This is a genomic window from Sorangium sp. So ce590 (assembly GCF_051521365.1).
In the GTDB taxonomy this organism is placed as follows: Bacteria; Myxococcota_A; Polyangia; order Polyangiales; family Polyangiaceae; genus Sorangium.
Genome location: NZ_CP150346.1, coordinates 10274610 through 10300986 on the forward strand (window position 1 = coordinate 10274610; position 26377 = coordinate 10300986).

The 26377-nt window shown below is 75.3% G+C and carries 18 protein-coding genes and 1 tRNA gene; 11 read left to right on the top strand and 8 right to left on the bottom strand.

Annotated elements, in window-relative coordinates:
- The first annotated feature begins 59 nt into the window (after positions 1-59).
- The 6 genes from WMF28_RS38940 (at position 60) to WMF28_RS38965 (ending at position 4942) form a co-directional block, all read left to right on the top strand.
- Positions 60-365: a hypothetical protein gene (locus WMF28_RS38940; protein ID WP_437576254.1), complete on the top strand. Its 306-nt coding sequence runs from the start codon at positions 60-62 to the stop codon at positions 363-365.
- Positions 362-1675: a hypothetical protein gene (locus tag WMF28_RS38945; protein ID WP_437598701.1), complete on the top strand. Its 1314-nt coding sequence runs from the start codon at positions 362-364 to the stop codon at positions 1673-1675. Before WMF28_RS38940 ends, WMF28_RS38945 begins: the two co-directional genes overlap by 4 nt.
- Before the next feature lie 174 nt (positions 1676-1849).
- Positions 1850-3097 (top strand): hypothetical protein, encoded by a 1248-nt coding sequence (locus WMF28_RS38950; RefSeq protein WP_437598702.1) that lies wholly within the window; start codon positions 1850-1852, stop codon positions 3095-3097.
- Between the two features lie 39 nt (positions 3098-3136).
- Positions 3137-3210 (top strand) — tRNA-Gln (locus WMF28_RS38955).
- A 590-nt stretch (positions 3211-3800) separates the two neighbouring features.
- A complete protein-coding gene (locus WMF28_RS38960) occupies positions 3801-4436 on the top strand; it encodes a sigma-70 family RNA polymerase sigma factor (RefSeq protein ID WP_437598703.1) in 636 nt (211 codons plus the stop codon).
- Positions 4433-4942, top strand: coding sequence for a hypothetical protein (locus tag WMF28_RS38965; protein WP_437598705.1), 510 nt, complete (start codon positions 4433-4435; stop codon positions 4940-4942). Before WMF28_RS38960 ends, WMF28_RS38965 begins: the two co-directional genes overlap by 4 nt.
- A gap of 168 nt (positions 4943-5110) precedes the next feature.
- Here WMF28_RS38965 and WMF28_RS38970 read toward each other — a convergent pair whose 3' ends face one another.
- Both WMF28_RS38970 and WMF28_RS38975 read right to left on the bottom strand, forming a co-directional pair.
- Positions 5111-5884, bottom strand: a complete 774-nt coding sequence (locus WMF28_RS38970) for a Stp1/IreP family PP2C-type Ser/Thr phosphatase (protein ID WP_437598706.1) — start codon at positions 5882-5884, stop codon at positions 5111-5113.
- A gap of 172 nt (positions 5885-6056) precedes the next feature.
- Entirely contained in the window at positions 6057-7286 is a 1230-nt protein-coding gene (locus WMF28_RS38975) for a S1C family serine protease (protein WP_437598708.1), read from the bottom strand.
- A 263-nt stretch (positions 7287-7549) separates the two neighbouring features.
- On the opposite strand from WMF28_RS38975, the gene WMF28_RS38980 reads away from it, so the two are divergent.
- From WMF28_RS38980 to WMF28_RS39000, 5 genes are all read left to right on the top strand, one after another.
- Positions 7550-8164: an RNA polymerase sigma factor gene (locus tag WMF28_RS38980; RefSeq protein ID WP_437598709.1), complete on the top strand. Its 615-nt coding sequence runs from the start codon at positions 7550-7552 to the stop codon at positions 8162-8164.
- Between the two features lie 599 nt (positions 8165-8763).
- A complete protein-coding gene (locus WMF28_RS38985; protein WP_437604354.1) occupies positions 8764-12696 on the top strand; it encodes a VIT domain-containing protein in 3933 nt (1310 codons plus the stop codon).
- A 179-nt stretch (positions 12697-12875) separates the two neighbouring features.
- Complete coding sequence (locus WMF28_RS38990; RefSeq protein ID WP_437598710.1) at positions 12876-15341, top strand: AAA family ATPase; 2466 nt, start codon at positions 12876-12878, stop codon at positions 15339-15341.
- Positions 15342-15417: 76 nt separating this feature from the next.
- On the top strand, positions 15418-15966 hold the full coding sequence (locus WMF28_RS38995; RefSeq protein ID WP_437598712.1) for a hypothetical protein: 549 nt from the start codon (positions 15418-15420) through the stop codon (positions 15964-15966).
- 32 nt (positions 15967-15998) lie between these two features.
- A complete protein-coding gene (locus tag WMF28_RS39000; RefSeq protein WP_437604355.1) occupies positions 15999-16895 on the top strand; it encodes a 3-hydroxyacyl-CoA dehydrogenase family protein in 897 nt (298 codons plus the stop codon).
- 605 nt (positions 16896-17500) lie between these two features.
- Here the strand turns inward: WMF28_RS39000 and WMF28_RS39005 are convergent.
- From WMF28_RS39005 to WMF28_RS39030, 6 genes are all read right to left on the bottom strand, one after another.
- Positions 17501-18139, bottom strand: coding sequence for a hypothetical protein (locus WMF28_RS39005; RefSeq protein ID WP_437598714.1), 639 nt, complete (start codon positions 18137-18139; stop codon positions 17501-17503).
- Between the two features lie 165 nt (positions 18140-18304).
- Positions 18305-19048 (bottom strand): hypothetical protein, encoded by a 744-nt coding sequence (locus tag WMF28_RS39010; protein WP_437598715.1) that lies wholly within the window; start codon positions 19046-19048, stop codon positions 18305-18307.
- Between the two features lie 77 nt (positions 19049-19125).
- On the bottom strand, positions 19126-20106 hold the full coding sequence (locus WMF28_RS39015; protein ID WP_437598717.1) for a pseudouridine synthase: 981 nt from the start codon (positions 20104-20106) through the stop codon (positions 19126-19128).
- Positions 20103-23123, bottom strand: coding sequence for a PEP/pyruvate-binding domain-containing protein (locus WMF28_RS39020; RefSeq protein ID WP_437598719.1), 3021 nt, complete (start codon positions 23121-23123; stop codon positions 20103-20105). The genes WMF28_RS39015 and WMF28_RS39020 overlap by 4 nt, the downstream gene beginning before the upstream one ends.
- A 69-nt stretch (positions 23124-23192) precedes the next feature.
- The gene (locus tag WMF28_RS39025) at positions 23193-24128 is read right to left on the bottom strand and encodes an alpha/beta hydrolase (protein WP_437598721.1); all 936 of its coding nucleotides are present in this window, start codon (positions 24126-24128) and stop codon (positions 23193-23195) included.
- Positions 24129-24182: 54 nt separating this feature from the next.
- The gene (locus WMF28_RS39030) at positions 24183-25775 is read right to left on the bottom strand and encodes an AgmX/PglI C-terminal domain-containing protein (RefSeq protein ID WP_437598722.1); all 1593 of its coding nucleotides are present in this window, start codon (positions 25773-25775) and stop codon (positions 24183-24185) included.
- Between the last annotated feature and the right edge of the window lie 602 nt (positions 25776-26377).

Consider the following 26377-nt stretch of genomic DNA (forward strand, 5'->3'; position numbering starts at 1 on the left):
GCACGCCAGTATCGCAGCGCTGTACCGTGCCGCGCGCGTGTGAGAGGATCGCTCTCCTCATGAAGAGGATCAAGCTCAAGCTTCACAGCGACGAGTACCACCTCAGCGCCGTCGGCTACCTGTTCGAGGACCCCGCGCCCGCCGGGGATCCGGCCGGCGTGCGGCCGTTCTCGATCCGCAACACGGTCTTCCCCGAGTTCGATCTGGAGCCGGGTAACTACGTATTCCGTTTCAGGATCCGGAACGGCAGCGGCAAGTTCCAGATCTTCGCCTTCGACCCCAAGACGAACCAGAGCACCCGCGCGGAATACGACACGTCGACCGGCGCCGAGGCCCTCACGTTCAAGTTCACGGTGGCGCCATGAGGACATCCCTGCTGCTCCAGCGCACCGCAGCGCTGCTGTCTCTCTCGCTCTCGCTGGCGGCGCCCGCGCGCGCCCAGGGCGTGGCGCAGCCGTCGGCGCCGGCGCCGCCGGTCGCCCCGCCCGCCCCCACGGCGCCTGTCGCCCCCGCGCCGCCCGTCCCGCCCGCCGCCGCCCCGAGCGCGCCCGCGGCCCCGTCGCCGGACGCCGGCGCGGCCCCGGCGCCCGCGCAGCCGGGCCGCGCCATCGCGCCGATCTCGCCCGTCTCGCCCGCCGCCGGCGCGCCCATCTCGCCCGTCTCGCCCGCCGCCGGCGCGCCCATCTCGCCCATCGCGCCGGCCGACACGGGCCGCGAGCTCGTCTATCTCGTGCCTGCCGAGGTCACGGGCAGCTCCGGGGGCGCGGCGGTCGCGCGGGTCGGCTTCGGGGTGCTGGCCGGCTTCGGCGAGGTGACCGATCCGACGGCGTGGGACGTGAGCACCGTGCTCGAGGCCGAGGTCGCCACCGAGGACGGGCTGGCCACGCTGATCGGCCTCTCGAACCCCGACGAGACGGCCCAGGCGCCGATCGGGAGCCTTCGCCTGTCGGCCTCGTTCGCGCGCCTTGACTTCGAGGGCGAGGGCAGCTCGGCGTATCCGCCGCTGGTCCTCTACGTCGGCGGCGCGGTCGGCCGCACCCGGTTCAGCTACCTCGGCCCGGGCCCCGAGCGGCGCGACACGAGCCTGCCGCCGACCTACGAGCCGCGCGAGCTCACCGCCGTGCCCTGGAGCGTCGGCGCCGCGGCCGTCTACGTCGGCGACGGCGGGAAGAAGCTCGCCCCGACGATCGAGGGGCAGATCGCGTTCGCGTCGCGCTGGAGCGCGTCGACCGACACGCTCGAGTGGTGCGAGCCCGCGGGCGACGTCGTCCGCGGCCTCGATCCGGTCACCCAGTCGACGACCTTCGCCCCGGCCTCGCGCTGCAAGCGCGAGGTGCTCGGCGCGCCGAGGCAGAGCCAGGAGCTCACCGTCGCGGCGCACGCCGGGCTCGTCGACAAGGCAGCGGGCGCCACGTTCCGCGCGGCGTTCGGCACGCGGGTCGCGGTCGCGCTCAACGACGACGCGCCCGCCGACGTGCGCATCAGCCTGCGCGCCCCGGTCTACGTGACGCTGGCGCGCGCGCCGGAAGGGACGAAGTACCGCGGGCTCATCCGGCTGATGCCGGCGCTCAGCGTGATCCGGCGCTCGACCGGCGAGACGGACGTCGGCGGCATGCTCGAGATCAGCTTCCTCGGCCAGCGCGCGATGTTCTCGGACAGCTACACGGATCTCTGACGGAAGGCGGCGGGCCGCGCAGTCGACGCGGCCCGCCGCGGCGGGCCCGGGCGCCCGGCCCGATCCCGCACTTTCTTGGCCCACCTCCCCAGCATCCGCTACCGACGCACGAGAGCAGCGGAGGTGGACCCGGAAGTATCGGGTGAATCGCCGCGGCTCGCTAGGGAGACAGCGATGGGCCCGAGCGCGGCGTACAAGGTGGAGGGGCTTTGCGACGGGGTGCCGGCGCCGAGCGGCGCGGAGGGGCGCAGACAGGAGCATCAGAGCCTCTGCAACGCCCCCACGATGCCGTTCAGCTCGCACCCGAGCCTCGTGGTGGAGGAGCCGACGGAGTCGAGGCCCTGGTGTGTCGACCACGGCGGCTGGCTCGAGGCGATGAGCACGGTCGCGCTGTGGCGCGCGCTGGAGGTGGGGGAGCTCGCCCACAGCACGCGCGTGTGGCGCGAGGGCCTCGAGTGCTGGACGGCCGCCGGCGAGGTGAAGGCGCTCGGCTGGACCATCTCCCAGCCGCCCCCGCCCCACGAGGTGCCCGCCGTCTCCGCCGCGAGCGAGGGGCCCGAGTCCACCGGCCCGCTCAGCTTCGCGTTGACCCCCGACGATCTCCGGTCTGTCGCGCCGCGCCACCACCGGGGCGGCCCTGCGAGGCCTCGCGACGAGCGCGCGGACGCCTTCCCCCTCGGCCCGTTCCCGCTGGCCGAGGCGGCGGCGCGGCACGAGACCCCTCCGCCGCCGATTTCGCTCGAGATCCCTTCGTGTTTCCCGGCGGTCCCCTCGTTTCCGCCCGACACGCTCCCGAGCCCCGGGGCTCCGGTGCCTGGCGCCGCGCAGCTCGGGTCCGGGCCGGCGCGCGGCGGGCGTGACGCGGACCAGGCGCCGCGCGGGCGCGCGTCGGGCACCTGGTCGCGGCTCGCGCGGCGCGCCCGCGCCTCTCGCAGCGCGGTCTCGCTCGCTGCGGGCAGCGCGGCGAGCGTGCTCGTGCTGGGCCTCTCGGTGCTGAGCGCGCTCGCCCCCGCGACCGCGCCCCCGAGAGCCGCGGTCGCGCCGGCGGCGCGCCTCGGCGTCGCCCAGGGCGTCGCGGCGGCCGCCGCCGAGGCCTTCCTGCCTGCCCCGGAGCTCGCCGGGGCGGCCCGCGCCGCGGCCCCTTCTGCCGCGGCGCCCGGGCCAACCCCGGTAACCGGGGTGCCCGAGGGCGCCCGCGCGGCCTTGGAAGGGGGCGCCGATGCGCCAGCGCTGCCGCCGCAGGGGACGGAGAAGGCTCCTCCGGCCGGCGCGAAGCCGGCGCCCGTGGGTCGCCGTGAGCGCGGGCAGTTCCGCCTGCGGCGAGGTCGGTCCGAGGGGGACGCCGCGCGTGGCGGCGGCCGTCCGGGCCGCGCACCCGGCTCGTCGGTCGGGACGGGTGCCATTCTGCGCGACTCGCGCTAAGGTGCGCGCCGCGCGGCGGTCGGCTCCGATCCGCGGCACTCCGGCGTCGTTCAAGGGCAGGACGGGGGACTTTGAATCCCCTAATCGTGGTTCGAATCCACGCGCCGGAACCAATCGAGCGCCCGCGCTCTCTGAGGGGGGATCGTGATGGGCGATCTCCATCGAGCGCACGGGAGCGCCTCCGGCGCGGCCGCACGGCGTCGCTGGCGCGTCGGGCGCCGCTGCCTGCTCGCTATTGTCTGGCGCGGTCGAGCCGGGGTTGTTTACCGTGGTCTCACCGAAGGCTCTGCGCCTGCCGCGGGGCGGGGGCGAGACCCTGGATCCTGGAGGACCGGACGGCGTGGCGAGCGATGAAGGGGACCGCGTACGCGGATCCCCGCCCCATGCAGATGCGGACCGCGTACGCGGATCCCCGCCCCATGCAGATGCGGACCGCGTACGCGGATCCCCGCCCCATGCAGATGCGGACCGCGTACGCGGCGCGTCGCCCCGTGCAGATGCGGACCGCGTACGCGGCGCGTCGCCCCGTGCAGATGCGGACCGCGTACGCGGCGCGTCGCCCCATGCAGATGCGGACCGCGTACGCGGCGCGTCGCCCCATGCAGATGCGGACCGCGTACGCGGCGCGTCGACCCGTGCAGATGCGGACCGCGGCGCCTCGATCCGTGCAGGCGCGGCTCGCGGCGTCCCGATTCCTGTGGGCGTGGAGCCCGAGCGCGAGCCCACGGCGCCCGTCGAGATGAACGAGGCCCAGTTCATCGCGCGGCTCGTCGCGCGTGATGAGAGCGCGTTCAACGAGCTCGTGATCATGTACGAGCGCCGCGTGTTCGCGCTCGTCTACCGCATGCTCGGCCGGCGCGACGAGGCCGAGGACCTGTCCCAGGAAGTCTTCGTGCAGGTCTTCAAGGCGATCGACCAGTTCCGCGGCGAATCGAAGCTCTCGACCTGGATTTACCGCATCGCCGTGAACCTCTGTAAGAACCGGACGAAGTACCTCTCGCGGCGGCACGCCGACGCCCAGGACGACGTCGACGCCATGGCCGAGCGGGTGCCGCTGTCTGCCGCGAAGGGCGTGAGCGTCGGCGATGTGAGCCGCCCCGACGAGCTCGTCGAGGGGATGCAGCTCGAGGCGGTCGTGAAGCACGCCATCGGCCAGCTCGATCCCGAGTTCCGGGAGGCGCTCATCCTTCGCGACGTCGAGGACATGTCCTACGAAGAGATCGCCTCGGTGACGGGTTTACCGGACGGGACTGTGAAGAGCCGGATCCATCGCGCGCGCGGGCAGCTCCGCGCGCTGGTCGAGAAGGTGATGGGCGAGAAGGTGAGAGGCGGGAAATGAGCGGAGCGGACGACCCCAGGCGTGCGGGGCAAGCCGAGGAGCCGGCCGCTTCGGGCGTGGAGAGCGGCAGCCATCCCACGCCGCCCCCCGCGGAGGTGTCGCGCGACACCTCCGCGCCGCCGCGCGACACCTCCGCGCCGCCGCGCGACACCTCCGCGCCGCCGCGCGACACCTCCGCGCCGCCGCGCGACACCTCCGCGCCGCCGCGCGACCTGCCCGACGACGCTGATCTGCCTGACGACGGCGATCTTCCGCTGGTCGACGAGATCGATCTACGCGAGTTGGTCCGCGGCGCCATGCGCGCGCCCCCTGCGGCGCCGCCGGGCTTGCTCCGCGGTGTGCAGCGGCGGATCCGCACGCGCTCACGCGGCAAGTTCTACGGGGACGGCTGGAGCACTGCGCGCTCGCCGCGCTCGACCTACCTGATGACGAGCCTGTTCATGCTTGGCCTCATCGCCTTCGTCTTCCTCGTCCTGGTCCCCTGGAGCGGCGGCGCTCTTCCCTGAGCGGCGCCCTCCCCTGAGCGCCGCTCCCCCGGACTGCCGTTTGCCGAGCGGCGGTCACCCGCACAGGAGACGGGCCCAGATCGGCGTTTTCGGCGCGGAGGCGTACTCCAGTACGCCGAGCACCGAAAACGTCGAGGTGGGCCCGTATCCGCAGCGGGTGCCCGCCGCTCACTGGGTCCAGCGGACGAGGACGCAGGTGACGTTGTCGGGGCCGCCGTTCTCGTTCGCGCGCTCGATCAGCTTCGCGGTCGCGACCTGGATGTCCTGGTGCTCGATCAGGATGTGGGCCATCTCGGCGTCGCTCACCGGGCCGGAGAGACCGTCGGAGCAGAGGATGTAGGTGTCGTTCAGCTGCGGCACCTCGAAGCGGGTGTCGACCTTGACCGTGTCCTTCATGCCGAGCGCGCGCACAATCACGTTCTTGTGCGGGAAGTTCGCGATCTCCTCCGGCGTGAGCCGCTTCATCTTGATGTAGTCGTTGAGGAGCGAGTGGTCCTCGGTGAGCATCTCGAGCCGACCCTCGCGGAAGCGGTAGACCCGGCTGTCGCCGACGTGGGCGACGTAGACGCCGTCGTTCGCCGTGAAGATGCCGACGAACGTCGTCCCCATTCCCCGCTTCTTCGCCTCGCGCTGCGCCGTCTCGTAAATACGCAGGTTGGCGAGCTTGATGCCCGTGATCAGGCGGTTCTCTTCATAGCCCTTGGACCTGTCCATCTTGTAGGGCCAGGTCCGCTCCGGGTCGTCCTGCGTCTGGGCGAAGAAGTCCTGCATCGCCTCGACAGCCATCTTCGACGCGACCTCGCCCGACGCATGCCCCCCCATCCCATCGGCGACCATGAAGAGGCCGTACTCCACCATGATGCCGAAGTTGTCCTCGTTGTGGTTGCGCTTGCGCCCGACGTTCGTCTCGCCGGCCACTTCGATTCGAAACGTTTGGGACACGGATCACCCGATCGAAGGCCCCGCGCGAGGCGCGAGGCCGAATGAGAACCGCGAGCGCCCCGATAGAGCCGCTCAAGCCCGATCCTGGAGGTTCGGTTGACGCAGTGTCAACCGGATCGCGCCCGAGCGCCGAGCTTATAGAATCCCGGCGGGGGCCCACATCATTTTTCGCTTACTTGCGGTACTCTTCGGTGGCCCGGCCGCTCGAGCTCGGCGGCGGCAGCTCGGCCTCGGGCATCTTCGTCGCGGCGGCCTTCGGGTCCGGGGCGGCGCGGAGCAGCACCGTGACCTGCCGGTACTTCCCGCCGCTCAGCAAGGTCAGAGGGACCTTCTCGCCGATCGCGTGCGTGCGGATCGCGTCGGCGAGCGCCTCGGGGCTGGTGACGGGCACGCCGCCGACCGCGAGGATCATGTCGCTCGTCGCGCGATCGCCGCCCTTCAGGCGGGCCTCGTCCGCGGGGCTCCCGGGGTGGACCACCGTGACCCGGACCCCCTTGGCCACCGGCGCGGCCTCGCTGATCCCCTGGATCCCGAGCCACCCCGCGGGCTGCACCGCCGCCTTCGGCACGGCGCGGAGGAACCCCCGGATCGCGCGGATCGGCGCGCCGAAGGCGACCGGCGTGCAGGGCTTGCCCTCGTTCGGAGCGCAGCCGCGGCCGAGGACCGCGACCACGCGGCCGTCCTCGTCGAGGATCGGCGCGCCCAGATCGAGCGGCGAGATGCGCGACCCGAGCTCGATCGCGTCGTCGAGCTGCCGGTCGTCGCCGCCGAGGAGCGTCCGGCGCGATCGCAGCACGAGCGGGACGGCCGCGACCTTGCCGCGCGCCGCCGAGAACGAGCGGATCTGCGCGTCCGGCCGCACCGGATCGCGCGACGAGGCGGTGAGCCCCTCGGTCCACCTGCCGGTCTGCGGCACGAGCAGCGCGAGATCCCACACGCGGTCGTGGTGGCCGAGCTTCACCCGGACGGTGGTCCCGTCGGCGAGGCGCGCCGTGAGGTCGTTGCCCGCGCCGAGCGGCGAGAGCGCCGTCAGGATACGCCCGTCGCCGGCGAGCACCGCGCCGAGGCCGAGGACCTGCCCGCCCCGCTCGACGATCGCCACGCCGCGCGCGGCGCGCTCCTCGACCGACGGCTCCGCCTTGTCCCGGTCCCTGTCCTTCTCGGCCGGGCCCCGCTTCGGATCCACCGGGGCCGCCTTCCTCTCCTTCACGCCCACGTCGGCGCGGGCCGGGAGCACCCCCCGATTGCGCGCCTTCTGGGCCGGCGGCGGCGCCTCGTCCTCCGCCTCCTCCTGAGCTGGCTCCTCGTCCGGCGCGCCCTGCGCGAGCGCCGCGGGCGAGGCGAGCGCGCCGGCGAGCGACGCGGCGAGGGCGAACGCCAGCGACCGTCTCCATCGCTTCACAGGCGACGTGTCAACGGGAGCGCTCGACCCGGCCCCCCCGGGCACGGTGGCCTTCGCGAAAACAGACGGGCTTGTCTCATTCATAAGCGCGGCTCCTGAGGCGACCTGCCGATTCTGCTGCGGCTGGGATCGTATTGCAAAAGGCAAAGGCCGGACCGCCCTGTACGGTGGGATCGGGCACCGGAGCCCGCCGGGGGCGGGGGCGAAAAAAATCCGGTCACGAACGCGGGGGACGGGGGCACATGGCCGGCGATGAGGCAGCGATGGCAGCTGGGTTAGCGCTCGTAGGGGCGGGGGTCGACGCGCGGACCGAGGGCGACACGCGGACCGAGGGCGACGCGCGGGCGGACGAGGCCCGGGCGATCGAGGGGCTGATCGGGGCAGGCGACTTCCGGGAAGCGCTGTCGCGGTGTGCGAGGGCCTACGCCATGCCGCTGGGCCGGCTGTGCATGGCGTTCACCGGGTCGCAGGCCGAGAGCGAGGAGCTGGTGCAGGAGACGCTGCTCGCGGCGTTCGATGCCTTCCCCCAGTACCGCGCCGAGGGGAGCGTGCGGGCCTGGCTCTTCGGGATCGCGCGGCGCATCTGCGGGCGGCACACGGAGCTCAGGGCGCGGCGCGAGGCGCGGCTGCGGCTCGTGCACGACACGCGGCCGCGGCCGGATGCGAGCGAGCTCGCGCTGGAGCGCGAGCGGGCCGAGCGCGCCCGCGCCGCGCTCTCGCGGCTCAAGCCGAGCGAGCGCGAGGCGGTGGTGCTGCGGTTCGACGCGGGGCTCTCCTTCAAGGAGGTGGCCATCGCGTGCGGGATCGACGAGGCGGCGGCGCGCAAGCGGGTCAGCCGCGCGCTGGTGCGGCTCAGGGCCGATCTGGGCGAGGAGTGAGGGCGATGAGCGCGACAGGAACGGGTTCGGCTGGGCTGTGCGGCGAGGTCGAGGAGCAGCTCGCGGAGGTGCTCGACGGGACGGCGCGGCCGGCGCTGTACGAGCACATCGCCGGCTGCGACGCGTGCCGCGACCTGCGCCACGACGCGACGCGGGCCGCGGAGCTCGCGGCCGCGGCGGGCGCGGACTTCCGGCCGGCGGGCGACTTCGCCGAGGCGCTGCTCCGGCGGCTCGAGGCGGCGCGGCCCCCGGAGGGCGCGTCGAGCGGCGCCGTCCTCAAGGCGGTGCCCGAGGCGCGCACCGGGGAGGCGCGCACGGGCGAGATGCGCGCGGGGGAGGCGCTGGCGGACGCGCGCGCAGGCGACATGACCGACGCGCGCACCGCCGTCATGACCGACGCGCGCACCGCCGTCATGACCGACGCGCGCACCGCCGACATGACCGACGCGCGCACGGGCAGCTCGCCCGCCGGCGCGCACGCCGGCGGAGCGCGCCCCTCCAGCCCGGAGCGGGCCGCACCGGCGCCGCGCCGCGCGCGAGGCGCCGTCTTCGGGCGGCGCTCGGCCATCGGCGCCGCCGCCCTGGCCGCCGCGGCGGCGATGACGGCCGGGGTCGTCCTGCTGCGCAGCGGCGAGGAGACGCCGGCCGTCGCCGTGACCGCGGGCGCGCCGTGGTCGGGCAAGGTCGCCTCGGTCTCGCGCGCGTCGGCCGACAAGTCGGGCGGCCTCGAGGCGTGCGACGCCGCGGGCGCCTGCGCGCCGCTCGCCGCGGGCGCGGCGCTCCCGGAGGGCGCGATCCTGCGCACCGACACGCGGACGCGCGCGCACCTCGCGCTCGCGGACGGCTCCGCGCTCGCCATCGACCGCGGCTCGCGCGTGTGGGTCGCCGGCGACGCCCGCCGCGCGCGGGTCGAAGCCGGCGCCGTCGTCCTCGACGTCGCCCCGGCCCCCGGAGCGCCGCCCGCGCGCATCCAGGTGCCGCACGGCGAGATCGAGGTGCTCGGGACGAAGCTCGCGGTCACCGCGAGCGCCGGGCGCGCCTCGGTCGAGGTCGCGCGCGGCGCCGTGCGCGTCACCGGCGAGCAGGGCGAGCCCGTCGAGGTGCGCGCCGGCGAGGAGGCGACGCTCGCGAAGGGCGCCGCGCCGGAGGTCGCGATCGCGACCTCGATCGCCGACACGCTTTCGTGGAGCGACCGCTCCGCCGAGGAGGCCGACGCGCCGGCGCTCCGCGGCCTCGGCGAGCTCAGGGCGCGCAAGCCGGGCGCGACGCAGGAAAAGGAGCGGGCCGTGCGGCTCGCGAAGCACGCGGTCAAGGTGCGGATCGTCGACGTCGTCGCCCGGACGGAGATCGACGAGACCTTCGCCAACGACACCGACGAGGAGCTCGAGGGCATCTTCCGCTTCCCGCTCCCGCCGGGCGCCCAGATCGAGCGGCTCGCGCTCGAGGTGGACGGCAAGCTCATCGAGGGCGCGTTCGTCGACCGCGACCGCGGGGCCGCGATCTGGCGCGGCGTCCTCCAGAACGCCGCCCCCAAGGCGCCCAAGCCGCGCGAGGAGATCATCTGGGTCCCGGGCCCGTGGCGCGACCCCGCGCTGCTCGAGTGGCAGCGCGGCGGCCGGTTCGAGCTCCGCATCTTCCCCATCCCGAAGCGCGGCTCGCGCCGCGTCGTGCTCACCTACACGCAGCTCGTCGAGCAGTCGGGCGGCGTCCGGCGCTTCACCTACCCGCTCGCGCACGACCAGAGCGGCACGACGAACATCGGCGACTTCTCGCTCGACCTCCAGGTGCTCGGCCACGACCGGGCGTTCGGCGTCGAGACGCGCGGCTACGAGCTCGCCGCCGCGCCCGCGGAGGGCGCGGCCGACCGGCGCGCGCTGCACGCCCAGGGGTTCACGCCGGCCGGCGACCTCACGGTCGAGTACGCGCTCCCCGATCGCGCTCGGCCGGTCACCGCGTGGGCCTACCGGATGCCTCCCGCCGCGGCGCCGCAGCCGCCCGCGCTCCGCGCCGCGGGCGCGCCGAAGAACGCCGGCGCGGCGAAGGGCGACGGCGCGGAGCACGAGGCGTCGCTCGCCGCGGCGCGGGCCATCGCCAGCGACACGTCGCCCTACGTCGCGATCGCGATCCGGCCCCGGCTCCCCCGCTGGGAGGAGACGACCTCGCGGCGCCACGCGATCGTCGTCGACTCGAGCCGGTCCATGGTCGGCGAGCGCTTCGCCCGCGCGACGCGGCTCGCCTCGTCGATCGTCCGCGAGATGGACCGGCGCGACGAGGTCGTCGTGATCGCGTGCGACACGCTCTGCCGCTCCCTCGGCGAGGGCGGCCAGGGCGGCGCCGCGCGGCCCATGGCCCCCGGCGCCGCGTCGGCGGGCGAGGTCGAGCGCTTCCTCGGGGGCATCGAGCCCGACGGCGGCAGCGATCTCGCCGCCGCGATGATCGCCGCGCGCGCCGCCGCCGGCCCGCTCGACGGCAAGGAGCTCCGGATCCTCTACCTCGGCGACGGCACGCCCTCGGTCGGCCCGACGCGCCCCCTCCACATCGAGGCCGCGGTGCGCGGCGCCGTCCCCGCGGACGGCGCCGCCGTGATCGCGGTCGCGCTCGGGAGCGACGCGGACACGACGTCGCTCAGGGCGCTCGCGCGGGGCGGCGGCGGGGTGATGGTCCCCTACGTGCCCGGCCAGAAGGTCGCGAGCGCGGCGCAGTCGGTCCTCGGCGCCGCCTACGGCCTCGCGCTGCGCGATCCGGAGCTCGAGCTGCCGCCCGGCCTCACCCAGGTCACGCCGGCGCGGCTCGACCCGATCCGCGCCGGCGGCGAGGCGCTCGTCGTGGCCCGGATGAGCTCCGGCGCCGACGTCACCGGCGCGATCCGCCTCCGGGGCCGCGTCTCGGGCGAGCGCTTCGAGCAGACCTACCCCGTGAGCATCGTCGCCGGCACGGGCGCGGGCAACGCCTTCGTCCCGCGCCTCTACGCCGCGGCGAAGATCGCGGAGCTCGAGGAGACCGGCGGCGACGCGCAGAAGCCCGCGATCATCGAGCTGTCGCGGCGCTTCTCCGTGGCGAGCCGGTTCACGTCGCTGCTCGTCCTGGAGAGCGAGGCGATGTTCAAGGCGTTCGGCCTCGAGCGGGACGGCATCGCCTCCGCCTTCACGGGCGAGGAGCAGGCCCAGGGCGTGAGCGCGGGCGCCGAGGGGGAGCAGCCCGACGACGCGGCGGACGAGAGCGCTGCGGAGGAGAGGAAAGGGGCCGGGCACGCGGGGGACCTCGGCCTGTCGGGCAGCGGCTTCGGCGGCGGCGGCCGCGGCTGGGCGCAGGGGAACGCAGCGCCGGCTCGCAGGTCGGCTGGCGCCGCCGCCCCCTCGCGGCCCGCCCGCCCCCTCCCCGACATGCCCGCGAACCCGTTCGAACCGCTCTCGGCCCCGCTCGACGGCGCCCCGCCGGCGCCGGCGCCGACGACCGCCGCCCCCACGGTGCCGCCGTCGGCGGAGCCCTTCCCCGGCGACCGCGCCCGGAAGGCCGCGCGCGATGACGCCGAGGAATGGTCGCGCCCGCGGCCGCGGCGGATGATCCCGATGCGCCGGGTGTTCGATCGCAAGGTGAGCTTCGACGCGACGAACACGCTCGCGCCCGGGAGCGCCGCGAAGACGGCGGAGGCCGAGGCGACGCTCGCCGCGGCCCCAGACAGCCGCGACAGGACAGCGGGCCTCTACGCGCTCTACGCCACGACCGGCCGGCTCGGCGAGGCCCAGGAGCTGACCGCGCGCTGGAGCGGGCGCGACGCGCTCGACCCCGACGCGCTCATCGCCCGCGCCGACCTCGCGGCCCGCCAGGGCGATCGCGATCGCGCGGTGCGCATCCTCGGGGGCCTCGCCGACGTGCGCCCCGGCGACCGGGCGATCCAGACGCGCCTCGCCGAGCTCTGGGACGCGGCGGGCCGGCCCGCGTACGCGTGCCAGCACCGGGTGGCGCTCGCCGACCTCGCGCCCGCCGACGCGAAGCTCGTCGCCGCCGCGGTCCGGTGCGCCGGCGAGGGCGGCATGAGCGAGCTCGCGGGCCAGCTCCGCCGCGACCTGACCTCGGACGTCCGGGCGGCGGTCGACAGCCGGCTCGCGCGGCCGGACGCGCCGCCGTCCGCGGACCTGCCCGGCGACGTGCGGCTCAGCGCCGAGTGGACCGGCGGCGCCGACCTCGACCTCGCGCTCATCGACGCGCAGGGGCGGCGCCTCTCCTGGATGGGCTCCCCCCTCGGGCCGCTGGGTGTACGCTCGCGCGACGCGACGAGCACGCGCTCGGAGTCGCTCGCGCTGCGGAGCCTCCCCAGGGGGAGCTACATCGTCGAGATCGCGCGCGCGTCGGCCGGCGACGGCGCCTCGCCGTCCGCCCTCTCCGGCGCGCTCGGCGCCGTGCGCGGCGAGCTGACCCTTCGCCTCGCGGGAGAGACCCGCAAGGTGCCCTTCACGCTCGAGGGCGCGCGCGTCGAGCTCGGCACGGTGCGCGTCTTCTTCACCTCCCGCCTGGTGCCGGTCGACGACTGACAAGCGCGCCGCTCTGACGGGAGTGACCCCCGCCCACGCGCTGCCCCCTTGTCTGAACACCCCTCCCGACGCATCGCCTGAACAGCCTTTCCGGCGCACGCCCGGGCGCGCTCGCCCGGGGATCGAAAGGATCCCCCGCCGCGCTCGTGTCGCGAGGAGATCCCCGATACAGTTTCGACATGAATCCGCTCGTCCCGGACTTCATCCTCGAACAGGACGCCGAAGGGCAATACGCGGGAGCCGTTGACGCGGCGGTCCTGCATGTATCGCTGCCGGCCGTCGTGGAGCTCGCCGAGCAGATGATCGCGCGTCAGGCGATCGATCCGGACGCGCTGCGCGCGCTCTTCGATCCGCTCTTCGAGGCCGTGCACCAGTCGGGCGGGTTCGTCGCGGCGTTCTCGCCCGGCGGCGGGTTCACCGCGCTCTTCCCCGATCGGCCGGGGCGGAACGTCACCCGGCACGCGCGCAGCGCGGCCCTCGCGATGCGGCGCAACCTCCTGGAGCTCGCCGCGCGGCGCGCGCTCGGCGCCGGCGGCGCGCAGATGCCGTTCAGGATCGGGCTCGCGTGGGGCTCGGTCCACTGGACGATCGTGCGGATCGCCCACGATCGCGCTTATTTCCTGCTCTACGGCCCCGCGGTCGAGGCCTGCCAGGCGACCGATCGCGGGGTGGACGACAGCGAGCTCCACCTCGATCGCAGCTTCCGCGAGCGGCTCCCCTCGGCCCGGGAGAGCGTGGCGGAGCTCGACGAGGCGGATCTCCTGACCGAGCCCCCCTCGCTGACGGTCGACGCGACCCCGACGGACGCGGACGCCGAGGCGTTCCTGCCGCCGGGCGCGGGAGATCTCGCCCCGCAGGGCGAGATCCGCGAGGTGACGACGGTCTCGCTCTCGCTCGATCGGGTGGCGAGCCCGACGGAGCTCATTCAACAGCTGCACGAGATCGCGGCGATGTACGGCGCCACGTTCGCCGGCATGAAGGTGACGGAGCGCGGCTTCGGCGCGCTGTTCTACTTCGGCGTGCCCGTCGCGCACGAGAGCGATCACGATCGCGCCCTCGACTTCGCGCTCGAGCTCAAGAGCAACGGCCTCGGCGTGCCCCGCCTCGCGGTGGGCATCACCCGCGCGCGCTGCCTGGTCGGCTTCTTCGGCGCCGGGGGTCGCCGCGAGTTCGCCTGCCTCGGCCGCGCCGTCCACCTCGCCGCGCAGATCGCGCGCAAGGGCGCGCCGTCGTCGATCTGGGCGGACGAGCGCGCGTTCCTCGCGGGCGAGGCGAGCCACCAGTGGTCGACCGAGAACATCTTCCGGTTCGACGGGTTCGACCTGCCGATCCTCGTCTACTCGCTCGAGCGGCGGCGCATCGCCGTGCAGGAGGAGTTCTACGATCTCGGCCCGATCGGCCGCGAGGCCGAGCTCGACCGGCTCACGCGCGCGCTCGAGCCCACCTTCGCCGGGCGCTCCGCCGGGGTCGTGTACATCCTCGGCGAGGCCGGCATCGGCAAGAGCTACCTCGTGCACAGCTACCGCCACCAGCGCTCGCAGCTCATGGACATGCGCCCGCTCCTGTGGATCGAGGCCCGCTGCGATCAGACGCTGAAGGCCCCGCTCTACGCGTTCGAGTTCGCGCTCAAGGAGTACCTCGGCATCTCGTCCGAGATCGGCCAGCGCGCGAAGCAGGCGGGGCTCGATCTCGCGCTCCAGCTCCTCCTGGAGCGGCTGCCCGAGGCCTGGACCGAGGTGCGGCAGGGGATCGACGGGTCGCGCGAGGCGCTCGCGCGGCTGCTCAGGCTGCGGGGCGAGGAGCCGGCGACGCCGGAGGCCGAGGCCGGGCGGCGCGACGAGGCCCTCGCGGCGCTCTCCGCGCTGCTCGTCGCCGAGAGCTCGCTGCAGCCGGTGGTCGTGCACCTCGACGACGCGCAGTGGGCGGATCCGACCTCGCTCGAGGCGGTGCGCGCGATCACGTCCGCCTGCCGGGATCTGCCGCTCGCGGTGATCTGCTCGGCGCGGCCAGCGAGCGAGGGGGGGGACGTCCGCATCCCGCTCGACGCCGGCATCCCGTCGCAGGTCATCGAGCTCGCGCCGCTGCCGCAGGAGCGGCTGCACGCGCTCGCGGAGCCGTTCTTCGGCGGCCCGATCCCCACGATGCTCGAGTCGCTGCTCGGCCAGACCGCGGGCGGCAACCCGTTCTTCGCGCAGGAGATCCTCGCGTACTGGCTGGAGGACGGCCGCTACGGGTCGACCCACGAGGCCGCGCGATCGAGCCGGTTCATGCCGCCGCGGACCGTGAACAGCCTGCTCGTCGCCCGGCTCGATCGGCTGGAGCCGCGGATGCGGCAGACGGTCATCTCCGCGGCGGTGCTGGGGCGCGAGTTCGACACGCGCGTGCTCGCCCGGATGATCCCGGACGCCTCGGCCCTCGTGGAGGGCCTGCGCTTCGGCGAGGCGCAGCGGATCTGGTCGCGGATGGGGGAGCACCGCTTCGAGTTCTGCACGGTGCTGATCCGCGACGCGGCGTACGGGATGCAGCCGAAGGCGGCGGCGGAGCGGCAGCACCGCCTCGCGGCCGAGGCGATCGAGGCCGTGTACGGCGACGATCTCGAGGACCAGCGCGCGGCGCTCGACAGCCACCGGAAGCTCGCGGGCTGAGCGCGCCCGGCGGCTCTGGCCAGCGGCGCGTGGAACCCCCTCGACGCCGCTTGCGAAGTGCGGCAACGGTCTGCGCATGAGCACGGCCCATCAAGAGGCTCACGCGGCCGCGGCGCACGACGTGAGCGACCACCACGGCTTCGACGGGGAGCCCGCCCGCGCGCTGCCGGCCGACGAGCCGCCGACCCCGAGCTGGCTCCCCCCGCTGGGGCTCGCGCTCTTCGCGGTGGCGGGCGTCACGTTCCTCGTGATGAGCAGCGACGGCAGCGCCGCGGATCAGGCCGCACCGACCGGCGCGCGCCCGGCGCCGGCCGATGCCCGCCCGGCGACCGCGGTGGGCGCGCGCCCGGCGCCTGGGGCCAACGCGCGCCCGGCGCCTGGAGCCGACGCGCGCCCGGCGGGAGCGCGCCCGGTCGCGCCGACCGGGCCCGCGTCGGGGCCCGCCGCGGAGACCCTGCGCGCGGCGGCCGAGCGCGCGAGGGAAGGCGGCGCCGCGGCCCCCGCCGCGCCGGGACCGGCGAACCTGCGCAAGCTGACGCCCCAGGAGGTGGACGCCGTGCGCAAGCGTATGGATGCGCGGCAGAAGGACGCCGCGAAGGCGCCGCCGCCGGCTCCGCCGAAGTGAGCGAGCCGGTGGTGGACACCGCCGCCGCGCGGATGCGCACGGTGCTCGTGCTCGGCGCGGGCACGATGGGCCAGGGGATCGCGCAGGTCACGGCGATCGCCGGCTACGTGACGCGCCTCCACGACGTGGACGCCGCGCGCATCGGCGCGGCGATCGAGGACATCAAGCGCGCGACCGATCGCCTCGTGCAGAAGGGCAAGATGCTCAACGAGGCGCGCAGCGAGATGATCGGGATGCTGGTCGCGTCGCCGGATCTCGCGCGCGCGGCGGCGGACGCCGATCTCGTGATCGAGGCGGTGCCCGAGCGGATGGACCTCAAGGTGGAGGTGCTCGGCCGGGCGAAGGCGGCGGCGCCGGAGGGGGCGCTGCTCGGCTCGAACACGTCGAGCCTGAGCATCACGGAGCTCGGCCGCCGGCTCGGGGCGGGCGCGCGCACGGTCGGCCTGCACTTCTTCAACCCGCCGCCGGTGATGGAGCTGCTCGAGGTGGTGCGGGGGCTGGAGACCGACGAGGCGACGGTGACGGCGGCGGTGTCGGTGGCGAGGCGCCTGGCCAAGACGCCGATCGTGGTGAGCGACACGCCCGGCTTCGCGACGAGCCGGCTGGGCGTGGCGCTCGGCGCGGAGGCGATGCGGATGCTCGAGTCCGGGGTGGCGTCGGTGGTCGACATCGATCGCGCGATGGAGCTCGGGTACCGGCACCCGATGGGGCCGCTGAAGCTGACGGACCTCGTGGGGCTGGACGTGCGGCTCGCGATCCTGGAGCACCTGCACCGCGAGGTGGGGGAGCAGTTCCGGCCGCCGGTGATCCTGCGGCAGATGGTGCGGGCGGGGAAGCTCGGGAAGAAGACGGGAGAGGGGTTCTACCGGTGGACCGAGGCGGGGGCCCAACCCGTCGAGGGCGGCGGCCGGCGCCAGCTCCTAAAGTAAAGGGAGGGTGGTCGAGAGGGCAGCGGGGGTGGCGTCCGGCTCGTCACACCACGCGAAGAAGGAAGAGGTTGATTCCCCCGAAGTTCGATGACCGCTTGATTCGCTCATCCTCTTCACGCGCCGCCTCGCGTCCCCTGTTTCAATGCGACTCTGCGAGGATAACGGAGGCAGCCTGCTCGATCTGGAGTGGCCACGTTCCTCGCGCGGCTCGACGCCCTCGAGAGCGGCGCCGGCCCGGACCGCGTCGGGACGAAGCAGAGCGACAAGAAGGCCGTCACTTTCCTCGCGACCCGCGGCCTCGACAAGGACGAGCGCAAGCGCCTCAGAGGCCTTGTCGACGTGGCGCTCGGCCCGACATCCCCTCTTCCCGAGCAAACCGAGCTCCCCGAGATTGCGCGCCGGCGCGCGCGCGAGATCCGGCGGCGGAGACCTTTGCGTGCGCGTCCGAACCCCTCAAGCGTACCATCGAGGCCCTCGCGCACGCAACGACGGGCCTCCACCCCCCATACCGGCACCTCGCGCGCGCCGCGCCTGCCCCGGCGGAAGCGCAGGCCATCCAACGCGCGCGCGACGCGCGGCGCCCGCCGCGCGCAGCCGAGGACGCGCTACCGGTTCCGCGTGTCCTTCTTGGCGTTCTCTTCCGCCTCTTTCTGGCGCTCGGCCTCGCGCTGGACGATGCGCTCCTTGACCGCGACGTAGTCCTTCTCGTCCTTCACCCGCCGGTCGATCTGCTTCTGCCGCTCGGTCGCCGTCGCCGGATAACCGCCCGCCTTGGGATTGCTGGTCAGGAACGCGCCGTAGGCCCCCCACGCCTCCCTCGCTGCCTGCCAGCTCTTCTGACGCTCGCGAAGATCCGCGAGGCAGAAGAGCACCTTGGCCTGAAGCTCGTCCGGACCCTTCTTGCCGAGCGCCGTCGTCCAGGCCGCCTCGGCCTCCGCCGCATTGCCCGACTCGAGCATCGCCTCGCCGAGACGGTAAAAGCCGAGCATCTTCGAGGGATCCAGCTTGATCGCCTCCTGGAACCCTGCGATCGCGCCGGGGATGTCGCGCGCCACGAACGAGGCCTGACCCTTCAGGATCTGCTCCGTGTACGGGCTGATACCGCTGCGCCCGCTCGGATCCTTGCGCGGCGGCGAGGAAGCGGCAGGCGCAGCCTCCGGCGACTGCTGGGCGGCGACCGGTGCCACAGAGACGACGACAGCGAGAGCGAGCGACGCGATGACAGCAAGCGAGCGGTCCTGCATGCCCGCCAAGGTACCGCAGCCACGGCCCGGAGGGGAAACCTTGCTGCACAGGCCAGCGACGGTCTCCGCCGCCCCGGGAGCAGGGAGGCTCGCGGCGGCACCCCGGCGCGACACGCCACCGACCGCGCGAAACCGGCCGGCGCGCCGTCGATGCCGCGGCCCCAGTTACCTCCGCCGAGGCCTGAACGGGTCCGGCGGCTGCCCGGCATCCGGCGGGCGCCCGGCGTCCACCGGCGGCCAGCCGGCGTCCGGCCAGCCCGCGTCCGCCGGCGGCCACCCTCCATCCGGGCGCCCCGCATCCACCGGCGGCCACCCTCCATCCGGCGGACCCGCATCCGCCGGCGGCCAGCCCGCGTCCGGCCACCCCGCGTCCGCCGGCAACCCGCCAGCGTCCGCAGAGCCCCCCGCGTCCGCCGGCGACCTCCCCGCATCCGCCTGCAGACCCCCGTCGACCGCCGCCGGGCTCGGCGCGCTCAGCGATACAAGCCGGCCGTCAGGCCCCGGCGGCCAGAGGAAACGCTCCTCCACGCCCGTCTTCCGGTCCACGAGCCTGGCCCAGCTCGCGCGCGGGTTGTCCGCCATCTGCACGCGGAGCCGCGCCGTCACCCCCTGATCGAACGTCGGCCGGCGCAGCAGGACGCTCGTCGGACGCTCGGGCGCGTCGCCCGTGAGCGGCACGTCGAAGCGGACCCGATCGAGCAGCTCCTGGCCGACGTGAAGCTCGATCGCAAACCGGCCCATCACGCGCGCCGTCGCCGCAGGCCGGTCGAGCGTCACCGAGCGCACACGAGAGATCGAGCTCCTGCCCTTCGCGTACTGCACCTCGAAGACCCACTGCTTCGCGCTGGGCCGCACGGCAGGATCCGGCGCATACCCGGCGCGGGGCGGCGGCGCCTTGGGCTCGGCCACGGCAATCACGCCGGCGGCAGCAAGCGCAAGGCCGGCAAGGGTCGCCAGGGCGGCACGGGCGAGAGGGCGAGACGAGGTCATCGGGCACCGGAAGGAGCCCCCGGCGGCAAGACCGCCTCGGGCGTCGCAGTCAGCACCTCTTCCCACGCGGAGCCGTCGCCGTCGAGCGCCCCCCAGAGATCCCGGAGCTCGTCGGGGACCGGCGAAAGCGCCGTGCGCTCCTCGCCCGCCTCGTCCGGCACCGTGACGCGCAAGGCGTGCAGCGCAATGCGCGAGAGCGGGAGCACGCGGCCCCGCGCCGTGGTCAAGGACCGCGCGCCGCCATGGTCGCGGTCGCCCAGGAGCGGCGCCCCCGCATGCGCCGCATGCACCCGGAGCTGGTGCGTGCGGCCCGTCACCGGATCCAGACGGAGCAGCGTGGCCGCCGCCGCGCCGCCGCCGGCCGAGGCGACCGCACGATAACGCGTCGCCGCCTGCTTCGCGCCGGCGCCGCCCACCGCAGGCAGGCTGCGCCCGCCACGCGACCGCGCCGCGCCGATGGGCGCATCCCACGTGCCCGCCCCCTCGACTCGACCCCCGGCCACGCCGACGTACACCCGCGCGATGCGCCCCGCCTCGCGCATCGCCGCGAGATGCCGCTGGCCCCGCGGGCCCGTCGCGCACAGCACCGCGCCGCTCACGCCGACGTCGAGCCGCGAGGCCGCGTGCGGCGGCGCGCGCAGGCCGAGCAGCTCGGCGACCTCCGTGATCAAGGACCGCGTGCCCCGGCGCTCCGGCGCCGTCGGCAACGCCGCCGGCTTCGACACGACAAGGATCTCCCCCCAGCGCGCCAGCACCTCCACCGGCGGCGCCCCCGGCGCGTCGCGCCGCGCCGGCCACACGGCGAGCTCGTCGCCGGGGACCACCGCGTCGTCAGGCCGCGCGCGCCGCGCGTTCAAAAAGGCGCGCCCCTCCGCCGCCGCGCCCGCGAAACCCCGGGAGGCGCCCCCCATGCGCTCGAGGACGTCCGCCACCGTGGGGCCGTCGGACGGGCCGACCTGGAAGCGCGCCGCGGTCATCCGGGCCGCGCAGCGAGCCGCGCCGCGCCGTCGCCCAGCGCGCCCCCGGCAGCGCCGTTCGACGACGGCGGCGCGGCGCGCTCGTCGAGGCGCTCGACCACGCCGCGATCGCCGTCGACCCGCAGCCGGTCGCCCGTCTTGATCGCCAGCGTCACGCCGGGCACGTTCACCACCGCAGGGATGCCGTACTCGCGCGCGACGATCGAGGCGTGCGACATGGGGCCGCCGAGCTCGGTCACGACCGCGGCGGCCACCAGGAACAGCGGCGAGAGGCCGACGTCGGTCGTGCGCGCGACCAGCACCTCGCCCGGCTCCACCGCGTCGAGCGCGGGCGCCCCCGGCTCGAGCACACGCGCCCGGCCCTCGACGACGCCAGGGCTCGCCGGCAGCCCGAGGAGACGGACCCCCGACGCAGGCGGCAGCACGACCGGCGGCGGCCGGCCGATGAACGTGGCCGGAGGATCGGGGCGGGCGGCGTCGCGCAGGTGCTCGGCGCGGCGCAGCCGCACGACGTGGCCCACGTCGGCCCGGCCGCTGGAGAGCGCGGTCACGAGCTCCTCGTAGGTGCAGAAGAAGACGCTCCCGGGGAGCAGCGAGGGCTCGATGCGCCGGAGCCGCCGGTCGATGTCGAGCGCGACCTTCCGCAGCATGCCGAGCACGCGGGCCACCCACGTGCGCATGCGCTCCCGCAGGCGCACGTAGCGCTGCGCGCGGCCGACCAGCGCGCGCAGCAGCGCGAGCTCCACCCGCGAGATGCGCGTCTCGAGCATCGCCATCTCGCGGTCGGCGAGCGCGCGGGCACGCGCCAGCGCGCGCTCCGGATCGCCGGGCGCCCCGCGCAGCGACGCGGTGAGCATCGCGATGACCGGCGCCGGGTCCTCCCGCCAGCGCGGCGTCGCGAGCTCCGCCTCGCGCACGGCGCGGTCGCCGTGCGCGTCGAGGAACCGCGCGAGCGCGTCGCGCGCCGGCCCCTCGGGCAGATCGCGCGGCCCCCTCACCTCGCCGGCGAGCAGCCGCTCGCGCGACGCCCGATCCAGCATGACGAGCTCCGCCACCCGGGCGAGCTCGATGCCCGGCCCCGCGCTGTCGAGCTCGCGCACGCCGCCCGCGAGCACCTGGGCCAGGTGCTCGACGTTGGTCTCGGCGCGCCCGGCCGGATCGTCGAAGGGCGCCTCGCCGGAGGCCGAGCGCGCGGAGGCGCGGCGGCCCGCGACCCGCTCCAGCGCCCTGCACAGCGCGAGGTGGCTCGCGAGCGACGCCGACGCGCAGTGCAGCATCAGCGTGCCGGTCCGCTCGAGCAGCAGGAAGACGCTGCGCAGCGTGGTGCCGATGGCGTCGTCCGGCAGGAGCGTCATGTCGAGCTCGGAGAGGGCGCGCTGCGCCCAGAGCGCCTCGCCCTCGTAGGCCGAGACCTCGCGCTCGAGCCGCGCGTGCCGGAGGAGGAGCCGCGGCCCGGTGAGCGGCAGCCGCGCATAGAAGCGGCGCCGCGAGACGCCCGCGCTCTGCTGGGCGAGCCGCGCGATGAGCTGCTCGCTCGCCCCGCCGCTCATGCCGAGCAGCGCCCGCGGCGAGAGCCCCGGGACCTGCGCCGCGATCTGCATGAAGGCGGTCAGGTTGAGGTAGAAGCGCCCGTACACGTTGGCGACGAGGCGCGCGCCGCGCGGCGCGCGGCAGCCGAGCGCCGCGAACGCCTCGCGGAAGCCCCGGTCGGAGAACGCGCGCGCCACCGACCAGGTGAGCGGCGTCGCCGCCCCGGGGAGCGCCTCGCCCACGTTCGCGCGCGACCAGATCGTGTCGGCGCCGCCCCCCTCGGGGAAGCCGCCGCCGCTCACCGGGCGCACCTGGAGCAGCCACACCCGCCGCGCCTCCGGCGAGGGCGCCGCCGGCGGGGAAGAGCCGTCCGCTGGCGAGGGCGAGCCGTCCGCCGGCGAGGGCGAGCCGTCCGCCGGCGAGGGCGAGCCGTCCGCCGGCGAGGGCGAGCCGTCCGCCGGCGAGGGCGAGCCGTCCGCCGCGGCGTCCGCGGGCGGGCGGCCGGGGTCCTCCCCCTCGACCGCGAACTCCACGTCGAACGGGCCCTTGCCGCCCTGCTCGAGCCGCTCGGCGAGCTCGACGAGCTGCCGCAGCGCGGCCTCGCCGAGCGCGGGCTGCTCGGCGCGCGCCGCGGGCACCGGGACCTCCTCGAGCCCCGTCGCGCCCACGACGAGCGCGCGCCGCTTCTGCGCCACCGCCGACGCGACGACCCTGCCGCCGTCGCGCGCGACCCGGAGGGTGTCGGCCGCCACGGCGCCGTCGACGACCGGCGCGCCGAGCCCGAGCGTGGCGTTCACGAGCCGCTCGCCGGCGCGCCAGTGCTCGCCCTCGAGCCCGGGCGGGGGCGCGGTGAAGAGCACGCCCGCAGCCTCGGCGCGCACCATCACCTGCAGCACGACCGCCATCGCGGCGTCGCGGACGCCGGCGTGCGCGAGGTAGGCGAGCGCGCGCGGCAGGAAGGCGCTCGCCCAGACCTGCCGGATCGCGGCGTCGAGCTCGGCGTCGCCGCGCACGCCGAGCACCGACGTCGCGAGCCCCGCCATCGACGTCTCGTCGCTGTCCTCGCACGTGGCGCTGGACCGCACCGCGAGGCCCCACGGCGCCTCCGGCGCGACGGCCTGCCAGAGCGCCCCCAGCGCGGCCGAGAGCGTCTCGGGCAGCGGCTCGCTCAGGATACGGTCGCGCGCCCGCGCCGCCCTGTCGACGCCCACCTTCGTGCCCGAGAGCCGGATCAGCGTGGCGAGGTCGTGCCCCCGCGGCAGCTGCCGGTCGACGAGCTCCGTGAAGCACCGCGCGTCGAGCACCCAGCCGCGCGGCACCGGGAAGCCGTCGCGCAGCAGGCGACCGAGCGAGGCCGCCTTGCCGCCGACGCGCTTCGCGCTCGTGCTACGGCGCTGGCCGGCGCTCTCGAGCGGCTTCAGCCACTCGCGCACGGAGGGCGGGTCGGTCGCGCTGTCGGCGCGGGCGATGCGTGTCGGGTCGGCCACGTCGTTGCCGAGGAAGTAACACGGTTCGGCGGCCTGGGTCAGGGGCTTGTGACGCCCCGACCGCCACGATCACGGCGCGCGCAACCCGCGCAGGACGCGCTCGTGCCAGAGCACCATTTCCACGCCGCCAGGCCCACGATTCCAGGCATAGTCGTGCGGTCCGGGCACAATGCGCAGCTCGTGGCCGATGCCGTCCTGCCGCAGCCGATCGCTGATCGCCTGGATGGCGGGCAGGAAGGGATCGGCCTCGCTCGACACGAGCCGCAGCGCGACCGCGCGGCGGGTGAGGGCCCGGCGCGCGAGCGCGGAGAACATCTCCGCCTCGCTCGCCCGCACGGCCGGCTGGAGGGCGCCGACCGCGCCGAAGACCTCGGGGTGCGACAGGCCGACGAGCAGCGCGAGGCGGCCGCCGAGGCTCACGCCGTCGATCCCCGTGGCCTCGCGCGCCGCCTGGCAGCCGCTCTCGGCGCGCGCCCGCGGCAGGAGCCGCTCGACGACGAACCGCCCGAAGGCCGCGGCCCCCTCGGCGGAGCGGTCGCGGAGGTCGGGCGTGAACGGCGTGGCGATGCACAGCCCGCGGTAGGGGCGCTCGCCGAGCGAGGCGTTGAGCTGCGCGAGCCGCTCGCGCGTGACCATCTGCCCGAGGTCGTCCGGCGTGAGCGGCGGCGAGAGGATCTGCTGGAGGGTCGCGTCGAGGCCGTAGTCGTCGCGCCATCCGCGCGCGCCGGCCTCGGGGCCTCGCACCGCCTCCCCGCGCCCGTGCAGCGCGACGAGCAGCGGCAGCGGCGCCGCGGCCTCGGGCGCGAGGAGCAGCGCGCGCTGCGGGCCTTCGCCCTCGGAGGCCGGCTCGAAGGCGAGCTCCTTCCAGCGGGAGGGGGCCGCTTCCGCCGCCGCGGGCTCCGGCGGGGGCGGCGAGCTCTTGCGCCGGCACGAGGGCGCGGCGAGCGCGGCGAGGCCGAGCAGCGCGCGCCGGCGCGAGAGCGGGCAGGTCGTCGTTCCGGACATCGGCGGCGAGGGTAGCAGCGGGGGATGCGGGCGCCGGTGACGGCCGTCGTCCGATCAGCTGCCGGAAGGGCTGAAGAGGATAGGATAGGTCACGGTCACGATGCCCGCGTCCGGCGGCGGGAACGACAGCCCGTAGAACGACCGCACCACGCAGGAGACCACCCCGGCGTCCGGCAGATCGGAGCCGCCGTTCTGCACGCTCGAGACCGCTCCGTCGCGGCCGATCGAGAAGCCGACCGACACGCGCCCGGTGAGGTTCGGGCTGTTGCGCAGCCCGTTCTCGTAGCAGAGCCGGAAGCGGCCGAAGTTCTGCCGCACGATGCGCTGGATGACCTCGGGCGGGATCCGGCCCGACACCGAGGGCGACCCGACCCGCATCCGCGGCGCGCTCACCTTGTGGCCAGGGCCGTTGACGAAGCGCGAGGCGCCGGTGCCCGGGCCGAAGCCCTGCCCGTCGCCGAGGCCGTTGCCGTGGCCGATGGTGCCGAGGGGCCCCATCCCGATGCCCGTGAAGCGCCCGTCGCCGCCCTCGCCGACGCCGCTCAGCCCGAGGCCGCCCACGCCGCCCGACTCGTCGATCGTCTCGCCCCACAGGTTGCCGATCACGCTCTTCGCCCCGTTGCCGAGCGTGTCGACGCCGCCCCAGGGCGCCGATAGCGCGTTCGGATCGCCGCCGAGGCCCGCCTGGAGCAGGCCGATCACGCCGAACCGCGCCGCGTCGTCGAGCGCCTGCGCCCGCGAGATCCGCACGTCGGCGTTGTCCTTCGGACCTTCGATATCGAAGCGCCCGCCCGTCTTCCGGCTCGTCGCGCTGCCGGCCTTGCCCGACTCGCCGATCGCGGCCGCGCCGGTGCCACCTTCCCGCTCGCTCGGGCGGGTCGCCTCGGCGCCGTCGTTCGCCTCGGGCTGCTCCCGCTCGGCGGTCGCCGCGAGCGCCTGCGCCATCAGGTACGCCTGCTCCGCGCTCACGCCGCCGTCGTCGGCCATGGCGAGCGGGGGCATGAACGCGGCCATGGTCCCGAGCAGGCCGACGTGGAGCAGCGTCGAGAGCGCGGTGAACGGCAAGCTCCTGCGGTCGAGGCTCGCGTTGCCCGCGACGCGGCGGCCTGCCCCGCCCACGGCGACCTCGAAGCCGAAGCCGCCGAGATCGAGCCTCGCGCGCGCGCCGAGCGGCAGCGCGATCCGCCGCGCCCCGTCGAGCGCGGCGCACGGCGCGGCGCGGCCCGTCGCGATCGCCTGCGCGACCGTCATCTTGCAGCTCCCGATCTCGACCATCCCCGACGTGCCCGGCGGGATCACGGCGCTCACCTCGCCGTCGTCGCCGACGAGCACGAGCGGCGCCCTCGCCGCGCCCAGCCGCTCCGCCGGGACGAAGAAGTCGCACGCGCCCTCGGCGCCGTCCTGCTCGCCCACATAGAAGGAACGCGGCGGGGTCAGGTGCGCCACGTGGAGCAGGTTGCTCCCCCACCGGATGAGCACCTCGACGGACAGCGCCTCGGTCTCGCACTCCGCGGCGGGCACCTCGGGCGCGGTCTTGACCAGCGCGTACGTATACGAGCCCTCCGGCGCGTCCGCGGGCACCTCGGGATCGCAGGCCGGAGACGCGCTGAAGGGCAGGTTGCCGAGAAACGGATTCGGCGATGCCATGCTCGGAGCCAACTTGAACGTATCCATCTGAGGCCAGCCCTTTCCCTGCTCCCGCGCGCGGCGTGAACCGCGCAGCGAGCGGTCTGAATGCAGCGAGCCCGCGAGAGCCCGCGCCCTGGTGCTCCCCGGCGCACGCGCGGCGAGCTTCACCGCTCTCTGCGTGCGCCGCGGAGCACCGCGTCCACGCCCGGGATCGACAGCGCGCCCGGCCCCAGGTTCCGGACCCGCAACGCGATTTTCAGCGGCGAGATCGCGCCCAGGGCGTTGAATAAATTCCAGATTGCCGGCCCGGCCCCGCGCCTCCCGGTACGCCGGCTTGCCCCCGCCCTCGTCGAGCACCCCCCTTGAGGGGCAGGCGCCGACGTCCGGGCCGCGGGTGCGTGCGGAGAACACCTCGGTGAGGCGCGGAACAGGCATGGAGTCGCCGCGAAACAGAGTCGTCATGTTCCGTTGCTCTCCGCTTAACCGCGCCGCGCCCGCCGGCGCTGAAGCGTGAAGAGGCGATCTGGTGGAGCAGCCGACAGCGCACCAGACTCCGTCGCTCCGCGCCGCCGGACGGAACGGGATGCGCGGGGGGATCCCGAGCCGTGCAATCGGCAGGA